General features: G+C 61.2%; 26 protein-coding genes. 14 read left to right on the top strand and 12 right to left on the bottom strand.

Annotated elements, in window-relative coordinates; all coding sequences use genetic code 11:
- Position 1: 1 nt before the first annotated feature.
- On the bottom strand, positions 2-769 hold the full coding sequence (locus tag AC1DDA_RS26180) for a DNA-binding protein (protein ID WP_476797959.1): 768 nt from the start codon (positions 767-769) through the stop codon (positions 2-4).
- 969 nt (positions 770-1738) lie between these two features.
- On the opposite strand from AC1DDA_RS26180, the gene AC1DDA_RS26175 reads away from it, so the two are divergent.
- The 4 genes from AC1DDA_RS26175 to AC1DDA_RS26160 all read left to right on the top strand — a co-directional run bounded on the left by AC1DDA_RS26175 (position 1739) and on the right by AC1DDA_RS26160 (position 5303).
- Complete coding sequence (locus AC1DDA_RS26175; protein ID WP_476797958.1) at positions 1739-2092, top strand: DUF6634 family protein; 354 nt, start codon at positions 1739-1741, stop codon at positions 2090-2092.
- Positions 2089-2748: a hypothetical protein gene (locus AC1DDA_RS26170; RefSeq protein WP_476797957.1), complete on the top strand. Its 660-nt coding sequence runs from the start codon at positions 2089-2091 to the stop codon at positions 2746-2748. Before AC1DDA_RS26175 ends, AC1DDA_RS26170 begins: the two co-directional genes overlap by 4 nt.
- A 330-nt stretch (positions 2749-3078) precedes the next feature.
- Positions 3079-4947, top strand: coding sequence for an AAA family ATPase (locus AC1DDA_RS26165; protein WP_476797956.1), 1869 nt, complete (start codon positions 3079-3081; stop codon positions 4945-4947).
- Positions 4944-5303: an antitoxin Xre/MbcA/ParS toxin-binding domain-containing protein gene (locus tag AC1DDA_RS26160; protein ID WP_476797955.1), complete on the top strand. Its 360-nt coding sequence runs from the start codon at positions 4944-4946 to the stop codon at positions 5301-5303. The genes AC1DDA_RS26165 and AC1DDA_RS26160 overlap by 4 nt, the downstream gene beginning before the upstream one ends.
- Positions 5304-5751: 448 nt before the next feature.
- Here AC1DDA_RS26160 and AC1DDA_RS26155 read toward each other — a convergent pair whose 3' ends face one another.
- The 7 genes from AC1DDA_RS26155 to AC1DDA_RS26125 form a co-directional block, all read right to left on the bottom strand.
- Positions 5752-6186, bottom strand: coding sequence for a pyridoxamine 5'-phosphate oxidase family protein (locus AC1DDA_RS26155; RefSeq protein ID WP_476797954.1), 435 nt, complete (start codon positions 6184-6186; stop codon positions 5752-5754).
- Between the two features lie 327 nt (positions 6187-6513).
- A complete protein-coding gene (locus AC1DDA_RS26150; protein WP_476797953.1) occupies positions 6514-6741 on the bottom strand; it encodes a hypothetical protein in 228 nt (75 codons plus the stop codon).
- Between the two features lie 156 nt (positions 6742-6897).
- A complete protein-coding gene (locus AC1DDA_RS26145) occupies positions 6898-7104 on the bottom strand; it encodes a hypothetical protein (protein ID WP_476797952.1) in 207 nt (68 codons plus the stop codon).
- Positions 7101-7301, bottom strand: a complete 201-nt coding sequence (locus tag AC1DDA_RS26140; protein ID WP_476797951.1) for a hypothetical protein — start codon at positions 7299-7301, stop codon at positions 7101-7103. Before AC1DDA_RS26140 ends, AC1DDA_RS26145 begins: the two co-directional genes overlap by 4 nt.
- Positions 7298-7501: a DUF3606 domain-containing protein gene (locus AC1DDA_RS26135; protein WP_476797950.1), complete on the bottom strand. Its 204-nt coding sequence runs from the start codon at positions 7499-7501 to the stop codon at positions 7298-7300. The genes AC1DDA_RS26140 and AC1DDA_RS26135 overlap by 4 nt, the downstream gene beginning before the upstream one ends.
- A 217-nt stretch (positions 7502-7718) precedes the next feature.
- A complete protein-coding gene (locus AC1DDA_RS26130) occupies positions 7719-8180 on the bottom strand; it encodes a DUF3597 domain-containing protein (RefSeq protein WP_476797949.1) in 462 nt (153 codons plus the stop codon).
- A 2-nt stretch (positions 8181-8182) separates the two neighbouring features.
- The gene (locus AC1DDA_RS26125; protein WP_476797948.1) at positions 8183-8686 is read right to left on the bottom strand and encodes a YciE/YciF ferroxidase family protein; all 504 of its coding nucleotides are present in this window, start codon (positions 8684-8686) and stop codon (positions 8183-8185) included.
- A 146-nt stretch (positions 8687-8832) separates the two neighbouring features.
- On the opposite strand from AC1DDA_RS26125, the gene AC1DDA_RS26120 reads away from it, so the two are divergent.
- The 4 genes from AC1DDA_RS26120 (at position 8833) to ku (AC1DDA_RS26105) (ending at position 12036) form a co-directional block, all read left to right on the top strand.
- A complete protein-coding gene (locus tag AC1DDA_RS26120; RefSeq protein ID WP_476797947.1) occupies positions 8833-9132 on the top strand; it encodes a PepSY domain-containing protein in 300 nt (99 codons plus the stop codon).
- Between the two features lie 36 nt (positions 9133-9168).
- Positions 9169-9735, top strand: a complete 567-nt coding sequence (locus AC1DDA_RS26115) for a hypothetical protein (protein WP_476797946.1) — start codon at positions 9169-9171, stop codon at positions 9733-9735.
- 589 nt (positions 9736-10324) lie between these two features.
- Positions 10325-11212 carry a non-homologous end joining protein Ku gene (gene ku, locus AC1DDA_RS26110; protein ID WP_476797945.1) on the top strand — a complete coding sequence of 296 codons (888 nt, stop codon included), beginning with the start codon at positions 10325-10327 and terminating at the stop codon, positions 11210-11212.
- Between the two features lie 11 nt (positions 11213-11223).
- Positions 11224-12036, top strand: coding sequence for a non-homologous end joining protein Ku (ku, locus tag AC1DDA_RS26105; RefSeq protein ID WP_476797944.1), 813 nt, complete (start codon positions 11224-11226; stop codon positions 12034-12036).
- A 15-nt stretch (positions 12037-12051) separates the two neighbouring features.
- Here ku (AC1DDA_RS26105) and ligD read toward each other — a convergent pair whose 3' ends face one another.
- The 3 genes from ligD to AC1DDA_RS26090 form a co-directional block, all read right to left on the bottom strand.
- Complete coding sequence (gene ligD, locus AC1DDA_RS26100; RefSeq protein ID WP_476797943.1) at positions 12052-14676, bottom strand: DNA ligase D; 2625 nt, start codon at positions 14674-14676, stop codon at positions 12052-12054.
- Positions 14677-14699: 23 nt separating this feature from the next.
- Positions 14700-15803 carry an ROK family protein gene (locus AC1DDA_RS26095; protein ID WP_476797942.1) on the bottom strand — a complete coding sequence of 368 codons (1104 nt, stop codon included), beginning with the start codon at positions 15801-15803 and terminating at the stop codon, positions 14700-14702.
- Between the two features lie 138 nt (positions 15804-15941).
- Complete coding sequence (locus AC1DDA_RS26090) at positions 15942-16235, bottom strand: DUF982 domain-containing protein (protein WP_476797971.1); 294 nt, start codon at positions 16233-16235, stop codon at positions 15942-15944.
- 539 nt (positions 16236-16774) lie between these two features.
- Here AC1DDA_RS26090 and AC1DDA_RS26085 point away from each other — a divergent pair.
- From AC1DDA_RS26085 to AC1DDA_RS26060, 6 genes are all read left to right on the top strand, one after another.
- Positions 16775-17014, top strand: coding sequence for a DUF2171 domain-containing protein (locus AC1DDA_RS26085; RefSeq protein WP_476797941.1), 240 nt, complete (start codon positions 16775-16777; stop codon positions 17012-17014).
- Entirely contained in the window at positions 17014-17655 is a 642-nt protein-coding gene (locus AC1DDA_RS26080) for a dienelactone hydrolase family protein (protein WP_476797940.1), read from the top strand. Before AC1DDA_RS26085 ends, AC1DDA_RS26080 begins: the two co-directional genes overlap by 1 nt.
- Before the next feature lie 23 nt (positions 17656-17678).
- Positions 17679-18455 (top strand): exodeoxyribonuclease III, encoded by a 777-nt coding sequence (xth, locus tag AC1DDA_RS26075; protein ID WP_476797939.1) that lies wholly within the window; start codon positions 17679-17681, stop codon positions 18453-18455.
- Positions 18456-18622: 167 nt separating this feature from the next.
- Positions 18623-19024, top strand: a complete 402-nt coding sequence (locus AC1DDA_RS26070; protein WP_476797938.1) for an MOSC domain-containing protein — start codon at positions 18623-18625, stop codon at positions 19022-19024.
- Between the two features lie 507 nt (positions 19025-19531).
- The gene (locus AC1DDA_RS26065) at positions 19532-19924 is read left to right on the top strand and encodes a hypothetical protein (protein ID WP_476797937.1); all 393 of its coding nucleotides are present in this window, start codon (positions 19532-19534) and stop codon (positions 19922-19924) included.
- The gene (locus tag AC1DDA_RS26060; protein ID WP_476797936.1) at positions 19905-20834 is read left to right on the top strand and encodes a DUF6036 family nucleotidyltransferase; all 930 of its coding nucleotides are present in this window, start codon (positions 19905-19907) and stop codon (positions 20832-20834) included. The genes AC1DDA_RS26065 and AC1DDA_RS26060 overlap by 20 nt, the downstream gene beginning before the upstream one ends.
- A 51-nt stretch (positions 20835-20885) precedes the next feature.
- On the opposite strand, the gene AC1DDA_RS26055 is transcribed toward AC1DDA_RS26060, so the two are convergent.
- Positions 20886-21563 (bottom strand): hypothetical protein, encoded by a 678-nt coding sequence (locus tag AC1DDA_RS26055; protein ID WP_476797973.1) that lies wholly within the window; start codon positions 21561-21563, stop codon positions 20886-20888.
- Positions 21564-21654 lie beyond the last annotated feature (91 nt).

Raw genomic sequence — 21654 nt, 5'->3', positions numbered from 1 at the left:
CTCAACCAGCCTCGAGGTTCGCGACGCTGAGTGGCTGATAGCGGTCCCCGGTTTTGGTAAAGAGCCGCCCCCGATGAAAACTCTCATGCATGCGCTTGGAGAGACTGCTGGGGTTGAGTAGCTCGCCCTCCTCCGCAGCGCGCTGTACGACGTCGTCTGGAAGCCTGGCCGCGATCTCGGAGGTGGTGAGCCCGGGCGAGCCTTCTGGTTCGGCTAGGAGCATCTCCAAAATGCGTCCTTGTGCGAACCTCCAGAAGAGGCGCGATCGGCCGCGCTCCGCCCGGCGTACACCATCAGGATCGACAGGATCGCCGCGCAGCTCCATGAGCTTCGCCAAAAATGCGCCTGATTGCTTCTGGCTCGCTACGAGTTCCGCTTTCAGGCGGTCGACTTCGGCTTGCAGGTGCCCGACGCGCGCTTCCAGAACATCGGCGGCGGCGAGAGCCTCGTCTCGCATATCCTGATCGACCTTCGCCACCGCCCGCGCTTGTTCCCGCTCAGCGCTCAGGAACTTGGTGGAGTCCTGCAAGGCCGCTTGCCAGAGCGTGGCTCCCGCCCGCGCCAGCTGCGTCTGGATATGATCCGGCAAGCCGGACAGCTCGATCACTCGCGTGTAGCTGCGCTCAGCTTTCCAATCCGCCAGATGCGGGCCGATGTCGCGATAGGAACCGCCGTAAGGCAAGGCGGCCCGAACGCTGCGAACGGAAACCGTCTGTGACTTCGCCCGCAGAGCGTCTGCAGCAAGCCAAACCTCGCGCTTCGTAGGCATATCCAACTCCTCGGCCGACCCAGAGCTAAGTGGGAACGGGTAAAAGGCTGGTTGAAACGACCGGCCAATCCTTGATGCATGCTTGAAACTCGTCTGGGCTCATCGGATGGAACCGAGGCACTCCGCAACCCCTGCCGGCGAACGCCCATTCAGCCCCGCCACCCTGTTCGGCTTTCTTGAGGCCGCCCACAGGAGATGGGTGAGACCGGCGGACCTCGCCGCGATTGCCGCATCAAACAGGGCCGATGCCACCGGAGCGTCGTGGCAGCCTCCGCGGGCAACCGTCCATCGCGTGTGACCCATCTCTCCGGATCTGGGACGGTAACGAATTGGTAAGGAAGCTGCAGATATGGTGATTTCAGGTTCGAACTAGCGCTTGCTCGCAAGCTGTCGGGCGAACCAGGTTATAGCTCCTGCAGCTGCGACCTCCCGAGGCCACCCAGCACGAGTAGCACGCTGGAGCACGGACCGAAGGGTGACGTCCAGGGCGCGGGCAGCATCTGCGGTACCACCGTCCTCGGTGGAGAAATCGATCGGGCCAGGCGGCTCGATTTGCTGACGAAGCATAGTGCTCAACATCTGCACTATGTGCTCTGGGGGACCGCTCCTGGACCAGTTTTGGACCGTCCGCACCGGCAGGCGGTTCTCGCGCGCAAAACTCGTCTGAGTGTGCCCGAGCTTGGCTAAAGCCTCTTTGAAGGCAGCTCCGTCCATCAGCATCCTGTTGCGTCGAGCAGCAGCGTGAGTCGGCCAGCCAGTCCTGAGCCGTACGATCAGCGCTTCGCCGATACAGTGCAAGCCGCATTGTTAAGGATGCGTTGAGCTCAAACCTTGCCCCGCTGCCGTCGATTAAGGACTCGATCATGGATTGCACCGATCTGGTGTAGCGCAATCCTTTGCTGCGCGGCCGTCCGTTGATCCTCGCCTTAGCGTTCTCAACCACACCTGCTTCCACACAGGAGACGATGAATGGACTTCGACGACCCTATCAAACGCGACATCGTCCTCAAGCGGATCGCAGTCCTTCAGCGCCTGGTCGACGACCTCACCGACATCGCCGCCGGCACCAGGCCGACCGACCTCGACCTGGCAGACGCCGTCGTCATCCGAAGCCCCAGGTTGAGCGCCATCCCGCTGCCCTGCTTTATCGGCCATGCCGAAAACCACCCCCGGCTCGGCAACAAGATTATCACGACGTCGCAGCTCTTCGCGGTCGATCCCAAGGGCAAATGGGCGCGCACCCTTTCCCGCTTCTACCGGATCGAGGGAGATGAAACGCCACGCAGCGCTCTTCGCTCGTCGCGCAAGGGAGCGTGGGAATGAAGCTCCATCCGACGAAAGCCGTCGGATCCTTCGACGACCACTGGGAAGGTAGTTCCGAACTCGTCGTCCATATGGAAGCCGACCCAGGAACCCTCTCGTTCGCAAGATTCAGTTTTCAATCCATCATGCCACAGGAGAAAGCCTGCTCATTCCCAGGAATGGCTGCCTACCTCCTACGCCACGAATTCGGCTTGTTCGTCCTGACGGTCATGCCCACGGGCTACACATTCACCAACCAGGAGGTCGCCCTGTGGAACGAGGCTGACCGCATTCTTGCAAGAACGAGCACATGGCTTTTCGCGACGTCGCGGCACAACCTCCTGCGCGATCCTCAATGGTCCAACGCTCAGATGATTGCGCAATGCACCAACGCCGAGATCACACCTGCCGACCACACGCGCGTTGTCGACTTCCTGACCGACGCCGGACAGGCCTCGCTACTGGAATGCGCCAGACGCTGCGAGGAAAGCATCGATAGCTGCGAGGCCGCCCTCAAGCTCGTCGCCAACGGCGTCCTGCACTTCAATATGTCGGAGCGCCTGACCCTCAACAGCCACGTGCACCTCCGGTCTCGGCATTCGACCAACTCGACGCCCTGGATCCAGTTCCCCCGTCGCGCCTCGCGACCCTCAATATTGGTAGCAGGTAACAGGTAGCACTACCCGCTACCCGGCCTCACCGACTCGCACACCAGCGCTCCATCTCGCCAACTAGGCGCTGCGCGCGAACCCCATCCAGTCCACGAAAGAACGCGTGATTGTAAGCGTTGCACGCCCGAGTGCCCCCGATACTCTGTTCAGGCCGCGAGACCGGCATTCAGGCCGCGAGACTGGCGAACTCCTCCGCTCGTCTACACGAACGAGACTCCCGGCCCACCGTCTCCAACTCCACGCCATCGTCTTTCACATCTTGGCAATCGCGCGCGTTCGATCCCGCCCGGTAATCGTCCGCTATCGGATCGCGCCAACCCCCATCCCGAGACGCACATGAACATCACCGTACCCATGCTGGACGACGACTTCCCGCCCGACACCGACGATGAACATGCCCCCATCCGCCCGTCGATCTATCTGGGCGAACGAATGCTCGCTGATGCGATCCCCCGGGCCATGAGGCGCCACATGAAGCGGAAACGGAGCATGGTCGTCATCATCGAGGCTCCCTCCCAAGGCTGGTTCGAGGTCATCCGAACCAGCGTCCAGTTTAGCTTCCGTCCGGCGGAGGTCATCACTCGGGAGGAGAAGCTCTCTAAGAACGCGTCCCTCACCCAGAACGACGCTCTGCGCACTTCGATCGAGGTCGGTCATTCACTGATAGCGCTGGTGACCGACGCCGACACGCAGCTTTGCCCCGAGCTCATCGCGTCGGCCGATTTCCGTCTGCGGGTCCCACACCCGACGAATGCCCAACTGGCGGCTGCGCTTCGCGCCTTGTACGGCAACAAGCGCATCGGAAAGCTCCCGAGAGATATCGGCTCCCGGGCCCATGCCAGCTCGATCTTCGCGGCTATGCGGCCTGGCGAAAATGCCGGACGCGCCGTCGCTCGCTTGCATGAGCTGGACAAGCGGCTGAGAGGGGCCCTCGCCCAGTTCACAGTCCAAAACAACAGCCCGACGCTCTCGGAGCTCACCGGGTACGGAGCCGCCCGGGACTGGGGGTTGGCCCTTGCCCAGGACCTCCAGTCCTATCGCCGCGGCGAGCTCGTCTGGGCCGAGCTCAGCTCGGCCGCTCTTCTGCACGGCGCACCTGGTACGGGCAAAACGCTCTTTGCCACTGCGCTTGCCCGATCCTGCGAGGTGCCTCTCATCAGCACGTCGTTGGGACAGCTCTTCGCCAGCACCGACGGCTATCTCAACTCAATGACCAAGGCGCTGGACGAGATATTCCGAAAAGCGCGCGATCGGGCCCCCTCTATCCTTTTCATTGACGAGATCGACGCCATTCCCAACCGCGCCGCTTTGGACAGCCGTCGTCGGGACTACTGGACCACGCTCGTTACGCAACTCCTCAAACTCCTCGACGAGGCACGCCATGGCGTGATCGTGGTCGCGGCGACCAATATGATCGATCGGCTCGATGCAGCTTTGACCCGATCCGGGCGCCTTGAACTCCACTTCGAAATCAAGCCGCCCACGGCGTCAGAGCTCGTCGGCGTGTTTCGCCATCACCTTGCGGGACGGCTTTCCGAGCCCGAGCTCACCGCGCTCGCCGAGCTTGCCCAGGGCTCGACCGGCGCGGACGTCGCATTCCGGTCGAAGGTCGCGATCTCCGATGCACGCCGCGATGCCCGCCCGCTCACCTTCCAGGACGTCGCCACCCAATTCCTCAAGGACGACGTCGAGGGAGAGGACCTGCGCCGCGTCGCAGTTCACGAAGCTGGGCACGCGGTCGCGGCCCTCGCACTCGGCCGCCATGTCGACCATGCCTCGATGGTATCAATCGGCGTGCGGGCGGGCGGAGTGTTGACGGAAGGCGTTGGGGGCATCGGCACCCGACAACGCCTCGAGGACCACGTCGTAATCATGCTCGCCGGCAGGGCTGCCGAAATCCTGTTGCTCGGCGAGGGATCGTCTGGCTGCCATGTCGACCTCGCGCTTGCCACGACTTACACTTGCGCGATCCACGGGTCATTCGGTCTCGGCGCCAGCCTCCTACATCGAGCCCCCTCCAGCGACCCCGCGCGAATGCTCGCCGATCCGCGGTTCCGTCAGCAGATCGAAGATGAGCTCCACATCCTCGACGAGCGCTGCACGAAGCTGTTGACCAACCATCAGCATCGGCTCCTGGCCATCGCCGACGCGCTGGAGCAGAAGCGAGCACTTAGCGGCAACGAACTCCGTGAGCTCTTCGCATGACCCGTGAAGAACTCGCGGCCCTCAACCGCGCGATCGTCCGGCTCCTCGATCGCTGGAAAGTCGATGATGGAACAGCCGCGCGCATCCTTGATCTCGACCCGCAAGCCTATGATGCCTGGAAACGCGGCGAAGTCGCCGGGGTCGACGACGACCTCAAGCTGCGCTGCGTTCTCTTGCTGGACATCCACGTCCAGCTCGGCGCCCTGTTCGTAGATCGGCGACGCGGATATAGGTGGATGAGCCGGCCAAACGCCGTCTTCGGCCAAAGCCCACTCAACCTGCTCGGCCAAGGCGATTTGAACGCGCTATCGCGCCTGCACGCCTATCTCGCCGCCGAGAACCAAGGGTCGTGGTGACCCAAGCCCCGCCAAGCAAAGCGACCGCAGCCAACGCATGTCATCGCCCTTCGCGCATCCCGCGAGATAGATCGCCCGATCCGGGGCAGCGTTCAATTCGTCTTCGTTGCGATCCTGAGATGAGGCGCAACTGCTGAGCATTCCGAACGTTCCTCCCATCGCTCCCTTAACTCGGCGTAGTCTAGGCTGCGTCGGGCCGCAGCTCAGCCGGCTTTCACCGTGCAAGGTAGTGGACGACGATCCAAGCAGGCTCGGCCAACAAGAGCCCTCCAACGAGTACCGCCAGCACCGGGCGGCCCAAAAATCCTTGGCGACCTTCAACGGGCGTTTCCAACGCAGGGTCGGTGATAATCCTCAAAGCCGAATAGGGTTCGGGACCCCAGCCTTCGGCTCCCCGCTATCAGCGGCGGCACTCTGCTTTTGCGACAGGCTTCCGGCCCTGAGGTATTTAAACTTGGACCTCACCCTCCTCCTCGCCGTTCCAATAATGGATCCGGGACGCGTGCACCTTTAGCAATACAATGCCTGGGGTTTCGATCCCCTGCGGGAACCAACGCTCCATGTCGTCAACCCAGTGGTCCTCGAAAGCGAGGCGGTCTTTGATGAGGTCGGCCTTGCCTTCAACCGCTATGAAGATGCCTGGCTTGCCAAGCAGGCTCTTATCGCCGGCGAAAGTCAGCCCTACCTGATCGTTGGCTTTGACATCTTGGATGAAGCGGGCGTCATCGTACGCAAAGAACCAGGAATCTCCGTCGTAGTCGACGTCGCGGTTATTGCTCATGGGGCGGCTCGAAAGCTTCCCGCCGTCGGTCAGGGTTGTGAGCATGCAGAAATCGATGTCCTTCATCTTTTCCGCAATGTCGCTGAGGGTGAGCTCGCCCATATCGTTCTCCCGGTCCGTGGGTGGCCGTTGTGGAAACCGAACGGGCCGGCGCCGGGCATGTTCCTTCCGCCCGGATTGAGCTTCTATGGCAGATTGGCTGGAAGGGGGCAGTTACGAGGCAAGCTGTCCAATAGCGTGCTTGTCGCAAGCTTTCTTGAGGCGATCCGGGTAGCAATCTGGTTCTCAAAGGACCTGGGGCTTCTCGAAATCTCACGAAGCTCGCGCGCATCGACCGATCCCTCGGGTGCCCCGAAGAGTTGTTCAAAGCGCTTTAGCGCTCGGGCGAGATCTTCGTAGGTTCGGATCTTAGACATCTAAGCGCGAGGGCTAAGTCCGTCCTCCGTCGCGAGCGAGTTCGGCTTCCGCGAGAAGTTTCCCCGCTGCCGAGAGGATCGCTTCGGGAGGGACCATTTCCTCCTGGAGGTGCCATTCGACATAGTCGCGCGGGCAACCGGAACATTCCATCATCATCGCGATCCAGTCGTGACCGGCGAAAGCCGCGTTCATGCGAAGGGCGAGTTCGCGACCATTGGTGATCGAGTCGGAAGAATCCATTTTGTGCTCCGTGCGTCGGCGTTTCGAAAGCTCGTGTCATCGAGGAACTTCACTGGTCCCGCCACCGTTCCGGAGATGCGTGGCCCCTTCAGTGTCGCGCCTGAAACCACGTATGAGGGGGCTGGCAGCTGCCGGTCCCCTCTTCCGCTACCGACCTCAGTGAAGTTTCTGATGCTCCATCTGCTCCAGATTGGCGCGGTCCAGCAGACCTTCGAGCTGGGCGAGCTGTTGTAGAGGCAGGACGAGCTGTACACGCTGTCCACCTGCGCAATGCATGGCGATGACAGCCCCATCGGCTCCGTCCGGGCTGACTACGAGCTTCGTGATTTCGAGCACCTCGTAGCTATGCGTCCTGGCCGTCATGACAGTTTCTCCGGGCGCACCGTCCGTTCGGGCGTCTCGGATCGAGTTGCGCTGGGGCGCGAGCGGTTTTCATGATCCCACTGATCGACCAAGCGCTCGATGATTCCAGCACCAGGCTTGGTCATACGAACGCGAGCCGATCCATCGTCGATGATCCACTCGTCGCCGTCGCGGCGAATCTCGATTGTCGCGCTCACTGCTTCGATCCGTCGGTGAGCGTCGACCGGCGAAGCTCGGTTTCAACGGCCTCTGCAAAAGGACCCACCTCTCTGACGGCCTCTTCGAGTTGAGCCTTCGATACCCCGAACTTGTCGGTCCAATAGCGAACTTCGTAATCCTCATTCAGATTGATACGCGACCGGTCCTGAGAGCCTCGATCTGTCTTGTCGTCTGCCATGTGAATCTCCCGTCTCGCAATTCAATCGGCAGGAGCGCGTCGAGTTCCGACGCGATCTCCCGTTCATCATCCGCCTCGGAACCTTCTCGTCGTAGCTCGTATACGCCCGCGTTTTGGAGGCGGGCATGGACGAGCCGGTTTTCGTCACAGTTGGGATGACGGCGGTGGCGATGTTGGCTTGGTATCCCCGACGGCCCACCGCCGGGGATCGTCGCACTCAGTTGAGGAGGTCGGCCGGGACCTTGCCACCGTTCTCCGAGAGCTTCTTGATGACTGCCTTGTGCAGCCAGACGTTCATCGTCGCCGAGTCGTTGGTATCGCCCGTGTAACCGAGTTCCTGCGCCAGTTCCTTGCGGGCGGTGAGGCTGCTGTCGATCTTGAGCGCCTTGAGCAGGTCGACAATGGACGTCTTCCAGTTGAGCTGCTGGCCGCTGTCCTTGACCGCCTTGTCGAGGATCGGCGCGACATCGACCTGCTGCGAGGCCGTCGATCCAGGCGCAGTACCGATGTTTGCCGTGGTCTGACCGGCCGGTGTCCCTGCCATCGGCGAGGCCGCTGCGGTGGAAGTGCCGGAGGGTGTGGCAACCCCACCTGGAGGGGGAGCAGACGTTGAAGTAGCGACCGTATCGGCCTTGGCCTCGCCGAAGATGGCCTTCTTGATGCTGTCGAAGATTCCCATAATCAGGCTGCCTTCTTCGTTGCGGCGGTGTTGGCGGCGCCGCCGAGCTGCGTCAATGCCTTGTCCGTCTTGGTCTCCTCGGCGAGCGTCGCGTCGAGCAGCTTGACTGCATCCTTGTGGCCGAGCTGCTGGGCCCACGCCTTGAGGGTACCGTAGCGGGCCATCTCATAGTGCTCTACGGCTTGTGCCGAAGCGACCAGACCGGCGTCGATCGCCGGGCTGTCGCCATAGTCCTCCATGACTGCCTTGCCTTCCTCGATGATGCCGAGGATGGCGTCGCAGGTCTTGCCGCGCGGGGCCTTGCCGATGAGCTCGAACACCTCACCGAGGCGTTCGACGTGTCCCTCGGTCTCTTCGCGATGAGTCTCGAAAGCCTTCTTGAGCTCGGGCGACTGGGCCGCCTTCGCCATCTTCGGCAGCGCCTTCAGAATTTGCTTCTCCGCGTAATAGACGTCCTTGAGCATGTCGTGGAACAGGTCGTCGAGCGGCTTCGGTTCGGTCGCCATGTATTCCTCCAGCGATGTGGGGTGGTCATGGCTGCTGAACGAACCCTGAGAGCCGGTGTTCCATTCCGCTCCGCTGGAACTTTCGCGGGCAATCTGCCGTTGGATTGTGCATCGCGGCATCGGCCGCACGCCCACGGGAGACCATCATGAAGAAGCTGCTCATTGCCACCTTGATCGCCTCCGCGACATCCTTTGGTGCCATCGCTCAGACGTCTACGACGTCGCCGATGCCGGCCCCGAAGGCTGACGCCGACAAAAACGCCCCGCTGCCGGGCGCCAACAGCTTCACCGAGGGCCAGGCCAAGAGCCGCCTTGAGGCCAACGGCTATTCAAACGTCGGTGCCTTGAAGAAGGACGACAACGGCATCTGGAAGGGCACCGCGACCCATTCGGGCGGGCAGGTCAACGTATCCATCGACTACCGCGGCAACATCACCCGCAACTGATCCGTGCCCCTCGAAGCCTGAAAACTGGAGAACGATATGACCCGCACCCTGACCCGTTCCTACGATAGTCACGCCACCGCCCGCTCCGTCGTGGACCAGCTTGAGGCTGCCGGCGTTTCCAGCAGCGCCATCAGCATTGTCGGCGGCGATGGCAAGACTGACGAGACCAACGCTGCCGAAGGCGCCGGGATCGGCGCCGGAGTCGGCGGGGCCGCCGGCCTGCTGACCGGCCTTGGCATCATGGCGATCCCCGGCGTAGGCCCGGTTGTTGCCGCGGGCTGGCTTGCCGCCACCGCAGCAGGCGCGGTCGCCGGTGCCGCCGCCGGTGGTCTCGTCGGCTCATTCGTGAAGGAAGGCCACGATGAGGACGAGGCCAACTACTACGCCGAGACGGTTCGTCGCGGCGGATCGGTCGTATCCGTCCGCACCGAACCTGAGCACGAGGCGACCGTCCAAGCTATCCTCGACGGCGCCACTCCGATCGACCGCGCGACCCGCGAGGCTGACTATCGCGCCGGCGGGTGGTCGCGCTTCGACGAAAACGCCGATCCTTACGTTCGGGATGCCAGCGCATCGGGCCGAGTGCCACCTGCGGTGATCTGACGCCGCGCGCATGATGAACAACGGCCTCGGGTGACCGGGGCCGTTTTCTGTTTGGCGTCCAGAGAAGCTTGGGAGCTTCTGTCGCTCCCCGACCTCATCCCGTTGGGTAGAGGATGGTCCACCGCTGCGGCCCTGGGCGGATGTTCGCCTCGCCGGAGCAGGGCCGGGGATATCAGCGACTGATCGGCCAAATCAGAGAATGGGATGAGGCCCACAAGGGGCAAAACGCTCGCGGCCCCGAAGAGGACGATGGCTTCTTGACGGCCGACGATATGGCTGTGACGGGATGGCCGGGCAATCTGGGCAAGCTTCGCAAAGGTTGAATGCGCTGTCGGCAGCCCGTGCTCGCCCACGCGTGGGCCTGGAGCACCACGCGGTCATGTACGAGCTGCCAGAGCTGTTCGAAGTGCTCCCGCTCACGGAACCTCGGTCGGGTTCGAGGCAGCTTACCGTTCGGCACAATCCTGAGACGTCGTCGAGCGTTGGAACGTCCGGCTTGCGAAATATTTGAATCCTAGTTCGATCCCTGCCGGAACAAGCAGGGGTCAAGCCGATTGACTCGCTGGAGTGAGTTGCGTGGGAGTTTGTCATGGCGGGTCATCGCGCCCAGTGGAAGGGCTTCATCAAGTTCGGCCAAGTGAGCTGCGGCGTAGGTTTATACACTGCCGCGAGTACCTCAGACCGCATCGCGTTTCACACGCTGAACAAAGCTACCGGCAACCGCGTGAATCGCATTTTCGTCGATAGCGAGACGGGCAAACCGGTCGATCGCGAGGATCAAACCAAGGGCTTCGAGATCGAGAACGGCGAATACGTCATGATCGATCCGGAGGAGGTGGCGGCCACCGTTCCCGAGAGCGACAAGACGCTCGCGATCGAAACCTTCATCCCGTGCTCAGATGTCGACGACGTGTACTTCGACAAGCCGTACTATCTCGTCCCTACAGACAGAGTGTCTTCCGACGCGTTCACTGCGCTGCGTGATGCCATGACCAAATCCAAGGTCGCTGCCGTCGCTCAGACCGTACTCTTCCGCCGCATGCGGACAGTCCTCATCCGAGCTCACGGCAAGGGGCTGATCGCGACGACTTTGCAGTACGATTATGAGGTCCGCTCATCGGAGAAGGCTTTCGAGGAGATGCCGAAGCTGCGGATTAAAGGCGAAATGCTCGATCTGGCGAAGCACATTATCGCAACCAAGAAGGGGGAGTTCGATCCCTCCGAATTCGATGACCGCTATGAGGCGGCACTTGCCGAGCTGGTCAAGGCCAAGATCGAAGGCAAGGCGATGCCGAAACGCAAGGAGGTGAAGGTCTCGAAGCCAGACGACCTCCTTGCCGCCCTGCGCGAGAGCGCCAAGATGATGGCGGAAGGCTCGCGCCGTGGCGAGGCGGCTAATGCCAATCTCGGGACGTCCCGCACTGCTAGGCGCTCCGCGAGCCAAGCCTCACGCGATCAACAGCGCAAGGCGAGCTGAGGAGAGGCGATATGGCTCTGCGCCCTTATTGGAAAGGCTACCTCAAGCTATCGCTGGTCACGTGCCCGGTGGCAATGTCGCCCGCTACATCTGAAAGCGAGAAGGTCCGCTTCCATACCCTGAACAAGGCCACCGGCAATCGCGTCGTGTCCCAATACGTCGACTCGGTTACCCGCAAGCCGGTCAAGGACGACAACGAGATCAAAGGCTACGCGCGCGGCGAGAACGACTACGTCATGCTGACGGATGATGAGCTCGACGCTGTCGCACTCGACACCGTCAAAACCATCGATATCGAGAAGTTCGTCCCGCGTGACAGCATCGAATGGGTCTTTCTCGAAAAGCCGCATTACCTGATGCCCGACGATCCGGTCGGCCACGAGGCGTTTGCTGTCATCCGGGACGCGATGGCAGCGGACAAGGTCCTTGGCATCTCCCGGCTCGTAATCGGCCGGCGCGAGCGCGCCATCGTGCTGGAGCCTCGCGGAGAAGGGATCGTCGTGTGGACGCTCCGCTTTGGTGATGAGGTACGGCCCGAAGAGTCGTATTTCGAGGATATCTCGACGAAGTCGGATCCGGCTCTCATCCCTCTCGTCCAAAGCTTCATCAAGCAACATACGAAAGCCTGGTCGGCCGACATGGTCTCGGACCCGGTTCAGGACGCTCTTCTCGACATCATCGCCGAGAAAAAGAAGGCTATGAGGCCGTCGCGGAAGGGCAAAAAGAAGGGCCCGGACGGTTCGTCCGGCAGCAACGTCATCGACATCATGGAGGCCTTGCGCGCAAGCCTAGCGGCGGGCGGCAAGAGCAAGAAGGCTTCCTGAGCGGAGCTTGCGCATTCACGCGGCGCGCTTCGTCTTACCCAGTCGCTTGATCGCAGTTTCCAAGGGGCGTTGGCCGTCGCAGTAATCCTTCCAGGCGGAACTCTTGCCGAGCAGCGACGGCACCGTGCGCACCGTAAATCGCTTAGGGTCGAGATCCGCTTTGACCTGGGTCCAGGTTAGGGGCATCGAGACGGTCGCGCCTGGACGTGCTCGTGGTGAAAGCGGAGCTACCGCGGTCGCCATGCGATCGTTGCGCAGATAGTCGAGGAATATCTTCCCGCCGCGCAGGCTCTTCGTCATCTTGATGAGATAGCGATCCGGGTCCTCCCGAGCCATCTCCTGGCAGACATCGTGGGCGAAAGACTTCGCTTGATCCCATGACAGCGGCCTTCGAGAGGATACGGCGAGCGGCGTGACGACATGGAGTCCCTTGCCGCCCGTGGTCTTGCAGAAGCTGACCAGACCGAGCTCATCGAGGCGAGCGCGCATATCACGAGCAGCTTCCACCACTGCCGAGAACGCGACATCCGGACCGGGGTCGAGATCGAAAACCAGTCGCCCGGGAACCTCGGGCTTGCCCGGCTCACAATTCCACGGGTGCAATTCCACGCCGCCGATTTGCGCGATGGCCACCAATCCCTCGATACGGTCGACCTGCAGGTAAGGCTTCTTGTCGCCAAACACCTTGACCAGTTCGAGCAGGTTGGAGGTGCCCGGCATCGCATGGCGCTGAAAGAACTGCTCGCCCCCGATCCCATCGGGCGCGCGTATGATGGAGCAAGGACGACCTTTGACGTGATCGATCAGCCACTCGCCGACCGATTCATGATATCGTGCCAGATCCTCCTTGGTCACCGGCTTGTCATCCCCCGCGTCGGGCCAGAGCGGCTTATCCGGGTTTGAGATCAACACGCCCATCACCTCCGCCTTCGCTCCTTTACGGCGCGGCGACCTCGCCGTTGAAACAGGCACGGGAGTTTCGGTGCGGGAAGGTGGTGCGGGCTTCTCAGCCTCGACCTCCGCGGCCGGCTTCTCCTCTCGAAGTCCCTTAAACGCGCCTTGCCGGACGAGTCCGTCGGCGGTCCAGCCGGCGAACTCGATTTCAGCGACGAGTTCCGGCCTTAGCCAGATGACCTCCTTTTCCCTCTTGGGAGCACCGACGCCGGTGAACGGGGATGATCCGGTCTCTGCTGCCTTCAGTTTGGGGAGCAGCTTCTCGACCTTCGCCGCTCCGAACCCCGTGCCGACGCGCCCGACATAGACAAAATGGTCCCCACGGTGCACTCCTACTAGCAGCGAGCGGAACTTGCCGTTGGTCCTGGCATAGCCGCCGATGACGACCTCATGCCCAGCCCGACACTTTGATTTCGCCCAGGTGTCGCTCCGACCGGATTGATAGGGAGCGTCAGTTTGCTTCGAGACGATGCCCTCGAGGGAGAGTTTACAGGCCGACCGCAGTACGGCATCGCCCCCCGTCTCGAAATGCTCAACGAAGCGCAGGCGGGGGTCGTCCGACGCATTGGAGAGCAGCTTCTGAAGCCGATTTTTGCGGTCGACCAGCGGAAGGTCGCGCAGATCCTCGTCGCCTTCGAACAGCATATCGAATGCGAAGAAGACGAGATTGCCCGTGGTGCGCTCTGATAATGCGGCCTGTAGCGCGGCAAAATCGGGAGCGCCATTTTCATCAAGCGCGCAAATCTCCCCRTCGAGTATGCAGTCCGGAAGCTCCGATCCGGCTACGACGATTTCAGGGTATCTGGCGGACCAGTCCAAGCCCTTTCGCGTCTTTAGCGATACCTCGCCGCTGCCCACGCGCATCTGGATGCGATAGCCGTCGAACTTGATCTCATGCAGCCAGTTCGCGCCTGTCGGCGGTCGCTTCAGGGTTTCGCAGAGCTGCGGTGCGATGAAGTCTGGAAGCTTGGCCTTCTTGCCCACGCTTCCGGAGGGCGGCTTCTTCGATTTGGCGGCAAGGCCGCGCTTACTGTCCCAGACTGCATCCCTTTCAGTATCAGCATCACGGGTCATAAACGGCGTGGGCTTTCGCCCTTTTCCGTTGGCGATCTGCTCCATCGTCCGTGAGGACGCCACCGAGGTCATGTTCTCTTCGAGAACAGCTTCTCCATTGGCGTCGACGGAATAGTCGTCGTGGTGCTTGATCAGAAGCCAGTTGGTCCTCTTTCCGCCATCGCGATCGCTACGCATGCGGACGAGCACAAAGCTACCCTTCAGGCGTTTGCCATGCAGCTCAAACTTGAAGTCGCCCTTCTCCAGCGCCTCCTCTGGGGGCCGAGAGCCCTCCGGCTCCCAGTATCCACGATCCCAGAGCATCACTGTGCCGCCGCCGTACTCACCTTTTGGGATGGTCCCCTCGAAGTCGCCGTAGTCGAGCGGGTGATCCTCAACCTCGACGGCGAGGCGCTTGTCGTGGGGATCCAGTGAAGGGCCTTTCGTAACGGCCCAGGATTTGAACACGCCGTCGAGTTCAAGCCGCAGGTCGTAATGCAGCCGGGAGGCGTCGTGCTTCTGGATGATGAACCGGCGCCGGTTAGAATTCTGGATCGGGCGTTCGCCGCTCGGCTCCGCGGTCTTCTCGAAATCGCGCTTGGAGCGATACTTGGAGAGCTTCTCCGTGGCCATTGCCGCATCCTCAAATGAAGCGTCTAACTCGACCTCAGTGCGTCACTTGCAGTGAAGCTAGAGGTCTTCCGACGAGTCGCGCGGTTCTCGTAACTGGCATTTCCGAGGCCAGTGCCGATTGTCAGCACGCCCCAGTTCTGGACATCCTGCATGAACGGCAGCTCGCTCAGGCCTTGGATCACCGCGTCGTTGTGCATGGTCACCATACTCTCATGCTCCCCGATGGTTGGAACCGTTTCCTTGATGCTGTCGATCAGGTTGAAGCGGCTACTCTCCCAGTTCCCCGGCAAATTCTGCGCGCCGCGATCGATCGTTCCGTCGGATTGGATGATGCCGGGACAGCCTATCCCTATAAACGGCGCGACCTTTAATCCCGCTCGGGTCGCGGACTTGATTTGATTGCGAAGCATCTCGCCCAGCCGCTCGACCGCCTGGTCGCGATTGGTGGTCTCGTCGGCATGACGCCAAAGCTCAAACTCGAAGACCTTCGCCTTGCTCAGGTCAGAGGCTTTGTCCTGGCGAAGCTCCACGATCCCCGCCCGGATGTTCGAGCCGCCGATATCGACAGCGACCAGGCTGTCGAATGCCCCGAACATCCATTTCGGCACGATATGCACGTTTCCAATGAGGCCGGCCTCGTCAGGATGATGGCGGATCGGAACGAGTTCTACGGGGGAGCCCTGAGTCCGCAGCATGATGGCCGCCCTGCCGATCGCGAGCTCGCCAACTCGGCTTTGCCGAAATCCCCCTCCCACGACGATGCGCTCGACCCGAGACCAGGCCTTCAGGCGCGAGAACCGTCGCACGACCGAAGCTAACGCATCTGCGTATTGCTCGACGGCACTGTGCACCAACGCCGCGGCTTCCGCGTCGTCGCCGGTCAGGATTGCGTCCAGATCCTTTTTCTTCAGCTCCTCGCTTGGAACGTCGATGGGATCCGCGCCCTGCTTGCGCAATGCGGCGCGGAGCTCCTCAAGATGCTCGAAAATCGCCCCCCGACGCGCGCGGTCGCCGACGAAGCCCTCTTCGTCGCGCGCTTCGAGATTATAGCTCGTGACGATAACAGATGGCAGTTGCGAAGCCCCATTGGGTCCATCGACAACTTTCGGCCGGGAGTTCTTCGCCATATGAGCCTCGCTCTTGCGAGGGACACAACCGGACGCGCCGCGCAGAGTTCCTCCTGTCCGCGTGAGGCGCCGACGCCGGAGGGGGCGGTGAGCTAGCTGCAGCCGCTCGCGCCCCCTTCTCCCTGCGGCTTGCGATCCTCAGGCGGTGCCGTAGGAGCCCGCATTGCGGCTACCGACAGGCACAGTGGCTTCAAGAGCGAGAAGATCATGCTTCTCGGCCCAGGATGCGAACAATCCCTTCGCGGTTTCAGGCTCGATTTCGCCGCGGACGGCGGCCAGGCAGGCCTTTGATGCGAAGGCATGCGCGGCGTCTCGTTGCGACTTCGGCCAATCTGCGAGGAACATGTAAGCCTCCATCGCCGAGCAAATTGCTGTGGGATGTCCAAGGCCAGTCAGAATGACGACAGGACGTTCGAATTCGTCGGACGGCAACAGTGCCATAGCCATATTCTCCTCGAAGCAACATGGGTCTGGTCCCGCGCGGTGCGCTTGGATCCCGCAGATTTAGGAAGGCACCCCCGACCTTTTCAAGGAGGCTTGCAGAGGCTCGAAGCTCACCTAAATCAGCCCTGCCGGATCCAATGAGGGAGCCGATGGCATGCCCTTTTCTTCGCTGACCGATCCGACCGATCTAGCGCGGGCTTATGCTTCGCTCGAAGCGGTTTGAAGCCAAGTGAAGGCGTCCATACCGGCGAGCGACCACGAGAAGGAGCGCGAGAGAATTGCCTATTTGGTAGCGGGCTTTGCTCCAGTCCCACTCGACGAGGATGATCTTACCCGCAACGTCCTGTTCCAGCTGCAGCGTGACGAAGCCGCCTAAACCGAAGCCTTTGCAGCACGATCATTCCCGAAGCCGGGACAACCCCGGCTTCGACAATCGCGGCGCGAGATCCCGCGTTGCGATCGTAGATTGGAACCTCGGTGCCAGACGGCCCGTTGCCGATCGGTGGGGGCTGGACGGAGAGCAAGCCATGATGTTCGTAGAGCAAATCAAGGAAGGCCAGCGCGTCATCGGCTCGGATGGAGCGCATGTCGGAACCGTCGACGCCCTGAGCGGCCAGCTCATCAAGCTGAAGAAGAATGATCCCGAGTCGGGGGGAGCCCATCATTACCTCGACCTGGCGCTCGTCGTTGCCCTCGAGGATGAGACGATCAAGCTGATCGTCCCGGCCGCTGAAGCCAAGGAGAGGTGGTCGGAGGCGACCGAGTAATGGACCGACGCCATTTCGTTGGTGGAGCTGGCGCGACCATCGTGTCCGGGCCAGCCCAAGCGAGCGTCGCAGTCGACCGCTTTGGTCCGAGCGTTTCCGGAGGCGGCGTCCTCCTCCTCTATGGTTCGGACGGTCTGACGAATGGTGGCCGATATCAGTTCGCCGCGAACATGATCGCGGGGGCTGGCTACAACGTCCTTCTACCGCGGTACTTCGAGGCCACCGGCGATCAGCGGGCCCGCTACGGCGAAATCAAAAGCAAGTTTCCGATCTGGCTGGAAGCGATCGAGACGATCACGGGCGATCAGCAGGCCCGTTTCGCCGTTGTCGGCTTTTCGCTTGGCGGCGCATTGGCCTTGGCTCTGGCGGCGCGCGATCGCAGGATCAAAGCCGTTGTCGACTTCTTCGGATTTCTGCCGCCAGGCCTGGAAAGAGCGTCTCTGCCCCCTACGCTTATTCTGCATGGGGATGCGGACCGAGTGGTGCCGGTGTCCAACGCCGGCGCCATCGAGAGATCACTCAAAAGCAAGGGAGGGACTGTCCAAACCCATATCTATCCCGGCGAAGGACATGGCCTGTCTCTGGCGAGCTGGCCGGATGCGATCGCGAGGACGCAAGCATTCCTGCGCGAGCACTTCTGACGATCGGGTTGGAGGAGCCTTCGTTGAAGATCGCGACCTATAATGTGAACGGCATCAATGGCCGGTTGCCCGTTCTGCTCCGGTGGCTGAAGCAGGACCATCCTGATGTCGTGTGCCTGCAAGAGCTGAAATGCTCAGACGATCGCTTTCCCGAGCGCGAATTGCAGGAAGCCGGCTACACGGCGGTCTGGCACGGTCAGAAGAGCTGGAATGGCGTCGCGATCCTCGCGAGGGGCGGACCGCCGGTCCTGACGCGCCGAGGATTACCGGGGGATCCTGACGACAGCCATAGCCGTTACATCGAGGCGGCGGTCAACGGGGTGCTGATTGGGTGCCTCTATCTTCCCAACGGGAATCCCGCTCCCGGCCCCAAGTTCGAATACAAGCTCCGCTGGTTCGCCCGCTTGCTGAGTTATGCAGAAGAGCTTCTCTCCCACGACGTGCCGATCGCACTTGTAGGCGACTTTAACGTCATGCCGACCGAGCTCGATGTCTACGCACCAGAGCGATGGCGAGATGACGCCCTTTTTCGTCCGGAGGTCCGAAAAGCTTATGCCGACCTGGTCGATCAGGGTTGGACGGACGCCGTGAGGCACCTTCACCCGAGAGAGCGCATCTACACGTTTTGGAAGTATTGGCGGAACTCGTTCGAACGCGACGCCGGCCTTCGCCTCGACCACCTCCTGCTTAGTCCTACCCTGGCGCCGCGGTTGAGATCCGCGGAAGTCCGACGGTCGCCGCGAGGCTGGGAGCACACCAGCGACCACGCGCCGGTGATGGTCGAACTTCTGCCCGCATAGGCGTGGAGGCTAGGGATATCGTCCCGCGACTAACGCCCGTTGATCAAATTGGCCAGACACCGACCGTGCCCTTTAATCCCTCATCCTCGCTCTCGAAGCTTTTGAACGCACAGATGAGATCGGGACAGGTCGTTTGGCTTGGTGTCCGCCCTGGCCGCCGTAAGCCCATGCTGGCGATCGAGACCGCAAACCTCGATGTTGATACAGGGATTGTCGGCGATCGTTACACTCGGCCGGCCGGCAGCCGGCAGGTCACTTTGATCCAGGCCGAACACTTGGCGGCCATCGCCAGTCATTTGGGCCGCGATCAGATCCTGCCCGCGGACATGCGGCGTAATATTGTTACCCGGGGTATCAACCTGGTCGCTCTCAAGGAGAAGCGCTTCAAGCTGGGCTCCGCCATCTTGGAGACGACAGGCGAGTGTCATCCGTGCTCACGAATGGAAGAGATACTGGGCGCGGGCGGATACAATGCCGTGCGGGGTCTCGGCGGTATCACAGCGCGGATCATTCAAGGTGGAAGCGCCGATATCGGCGACGAGCTCGTCGCGCTACCCTCGGACACATAGGCAGCTTTCACCTGGTGCGGCCGATCTCGCCTCAGCCGACTGTCCGACATCAGGAACGAATAGAGAAGCCCTTGAAGGTTGCCGAGAGGTGCGAGCTCGCGCTGGATTCGCCGCACAGTCGTTTTGGGCTAGGACTGAAGAGGGCTTGGCCGGTAGATCGCACAACACTTAATCGGGCTACACCGCGCGATTATATGGGCTAAACGACGGGCAATCGGGATACACGACAATTATCTCGTTGTCGGCGCGGCATACTCTGATGCCTGTCTGCTCTCCAGTTGGATGCGTTGCCGCGGATGTACCGGCCCAGACGACCGGAGGGCATGGCCAATTTCCCAGCGATGGCCGGATCCGCCTAGTCCTGACAGAAGTCGGAGGCCCGCCGTTCTCTCAACGGCGGGCTTATTCTTTGAACGTCACCGCGGCCATCGCCCGGCGCTCGCCGCAACCTCTCCTTTGAATCTCGCCTCGTGAAATGCTATCTCAGGAGAGAAATTGAGCAGGACGATGTCGAGCCAGATCAACCAGGAACGGGTCAACGACCGCGCGAAACTGATCATGCATCGCATGGTCGCGCGCGAGCTTGCCCGTGATCCGGGGTTGCTGGCTCGCGCTCGTAACGCGCTTCGCAAACGTTCGGTTCGGATGCCGGAGCGTGACTTCACGAGCGAGTGGGAAAAACTGCTATCCTCCTCGATCGACGAGCTCCGGCGGAAGTTGACTAGCCGGGAGGAAGATATGGCTCGGCTACGCCTATCCTCTCCATTCATGATGGTTACCAGTCTCGGACTCGACGATGTGCCTCTTAGGCGCCGCATCTGGCGTCTCGCGAAGCGCGGTTTGGAGCGTCAAACGCCGCTCCACGTCGCGGAGGAGACAATTGTCACGCCGTCACCCTGATCCCGAACGAAATAGCCTGCAGGTTCGCTCTGTTGCCGATCTAGAGGAGGCAGTGCGCGCGCTGGCCTTCCACTTCCAAACCGACACAGTCGTTATAGTCGGCAGCCAGGCGATCCTTGTCGGATGGCCTGAGGCTCCCGTGATCATGCGTACCTCGCCGGAGATTGACGCCTACCCGGCCAACGCCCGGCTCTGGGAAGAACGCTTGAACGCAAAAGCTCAAAACCCAGCCGAGATGGCCGAAGCCACTGAGGACATCAATGCTTGGTTCGGGCAGGGATCTGCCTTTGAAAGAAAATGGGGCTTCTACATCGACGGCGTCGACGAAGGCACCGCTCGGCTGCCGCTAGGATGGCAGCAGCGGGCGATCTATCGGGAAGTAGAGGGCATCACAGGAACCGTTACCGTCGTTGCTCCCTCCCCTGTCGACCTGGTTATTTCAAAGCTTCACCGGCTCGAAGAGAAAGATCGCAGCTACATTGAAGCCCTTCATCGCTCAAGACCGCTCGACCGCGGGTTGGTGCTGGATCGCATGAGGGCGTGCGAGCCGGCGCAAGAGAGCATGGCTCGGGTCGAGGTGTTCATCAACGCCCTGCCGGAAGTGTCCTTGCCACCGGGTCGGCCACAGGTCTTTGAACCGCTCCCTCGATGCCCTCCGGGGTCACATTGCCGCTTCATCGACAACGAGGGGACGGCAGTCACCGTCCGAGCTTGGGACGACGTGCGAAACCTGTATTACAGGATCGACAATCCTCTTGGGCCAGCAGTCGTCAAGGACGGTGCCGAGTATTTTTTCCTCGAAGGGGAGAAGCTATCAGAGGCTGAATGGCGCGAAGCGCCAAGAGTTACGGAGGCACAGCCGGAAGAACCATCCGGGCCCACTCCGAAGTGGGCTACGCAGAGGCGTTGAGTTCCCGAAAATCCCAGAAGATGGGGGCACCCCCGCCATTTATTGGATCCCCTACCTCGCGATTGTCATTAGGATCTCGTCAAGTTTTCCGTAAAGTAAATCTGTAGGATCACCGCCTTCATCTCGTTTTCGCAGCATTTCACAGAATTCTTCGAGACTTATCCATAGAATCAACTTTCCTTGCTCTCGCAGCGCGCCTCGGCAGGCTTTCTGGGCACTGTCGCTCGCCCCACCTCTTGCAACGATGACCGCCACAGAGCGAAGGGCAGCTGTAAACAAATATTTTTCAGTGGTGTAGATCTGATCCTGAGTTATTGGATTGGAGTAGTTCTTGAACTCGAAAACCACGTAGCGCGTCCGAAAATCGTTCGCTATCCCGGACCAGAACGGATTAATCGTCGGCACCAGCCGAGCAATAAGGTCCATTCTGTGGAAACCTTCGTCAACCTCATTCTGTGGAGTCCAACCAAAGAACTCCGACCCAAACATCAATCTAAGCGCGCTTTCGCATACTCGCTCAAAGTCGGCAGCATGATCCCTTCCGGGCTCGATGGCATGAAGCTGCTCCATTAGTTTAGCAGCTGGCGAAGCCCTGGGATAAGGTGCCGCTTCGTCGTAGTTCAACTCAACCTTGAGCAGCGGGTTGGGATTAGGCTTCGATTCGGCGCCTACTTGCAGTGACCTGAGACCCTGATCTTCCTCCAGATTTGAGTAGAGTCCGTCGATCATGGAGACGGACGATGCGCCCCTCACGATTCACGGAAGAGCAGATCATTGGGATGCTGAAGGAGCAGGAGGCTGGAGCGGCGACGGCTGATGT

The sequence above is a fragment of the Allobosea sp. 10N428 genome (assembly GCF_056394545.1).
This window is presented reverse-complemented; position numbering and strand designations above follow the sequence as displayed.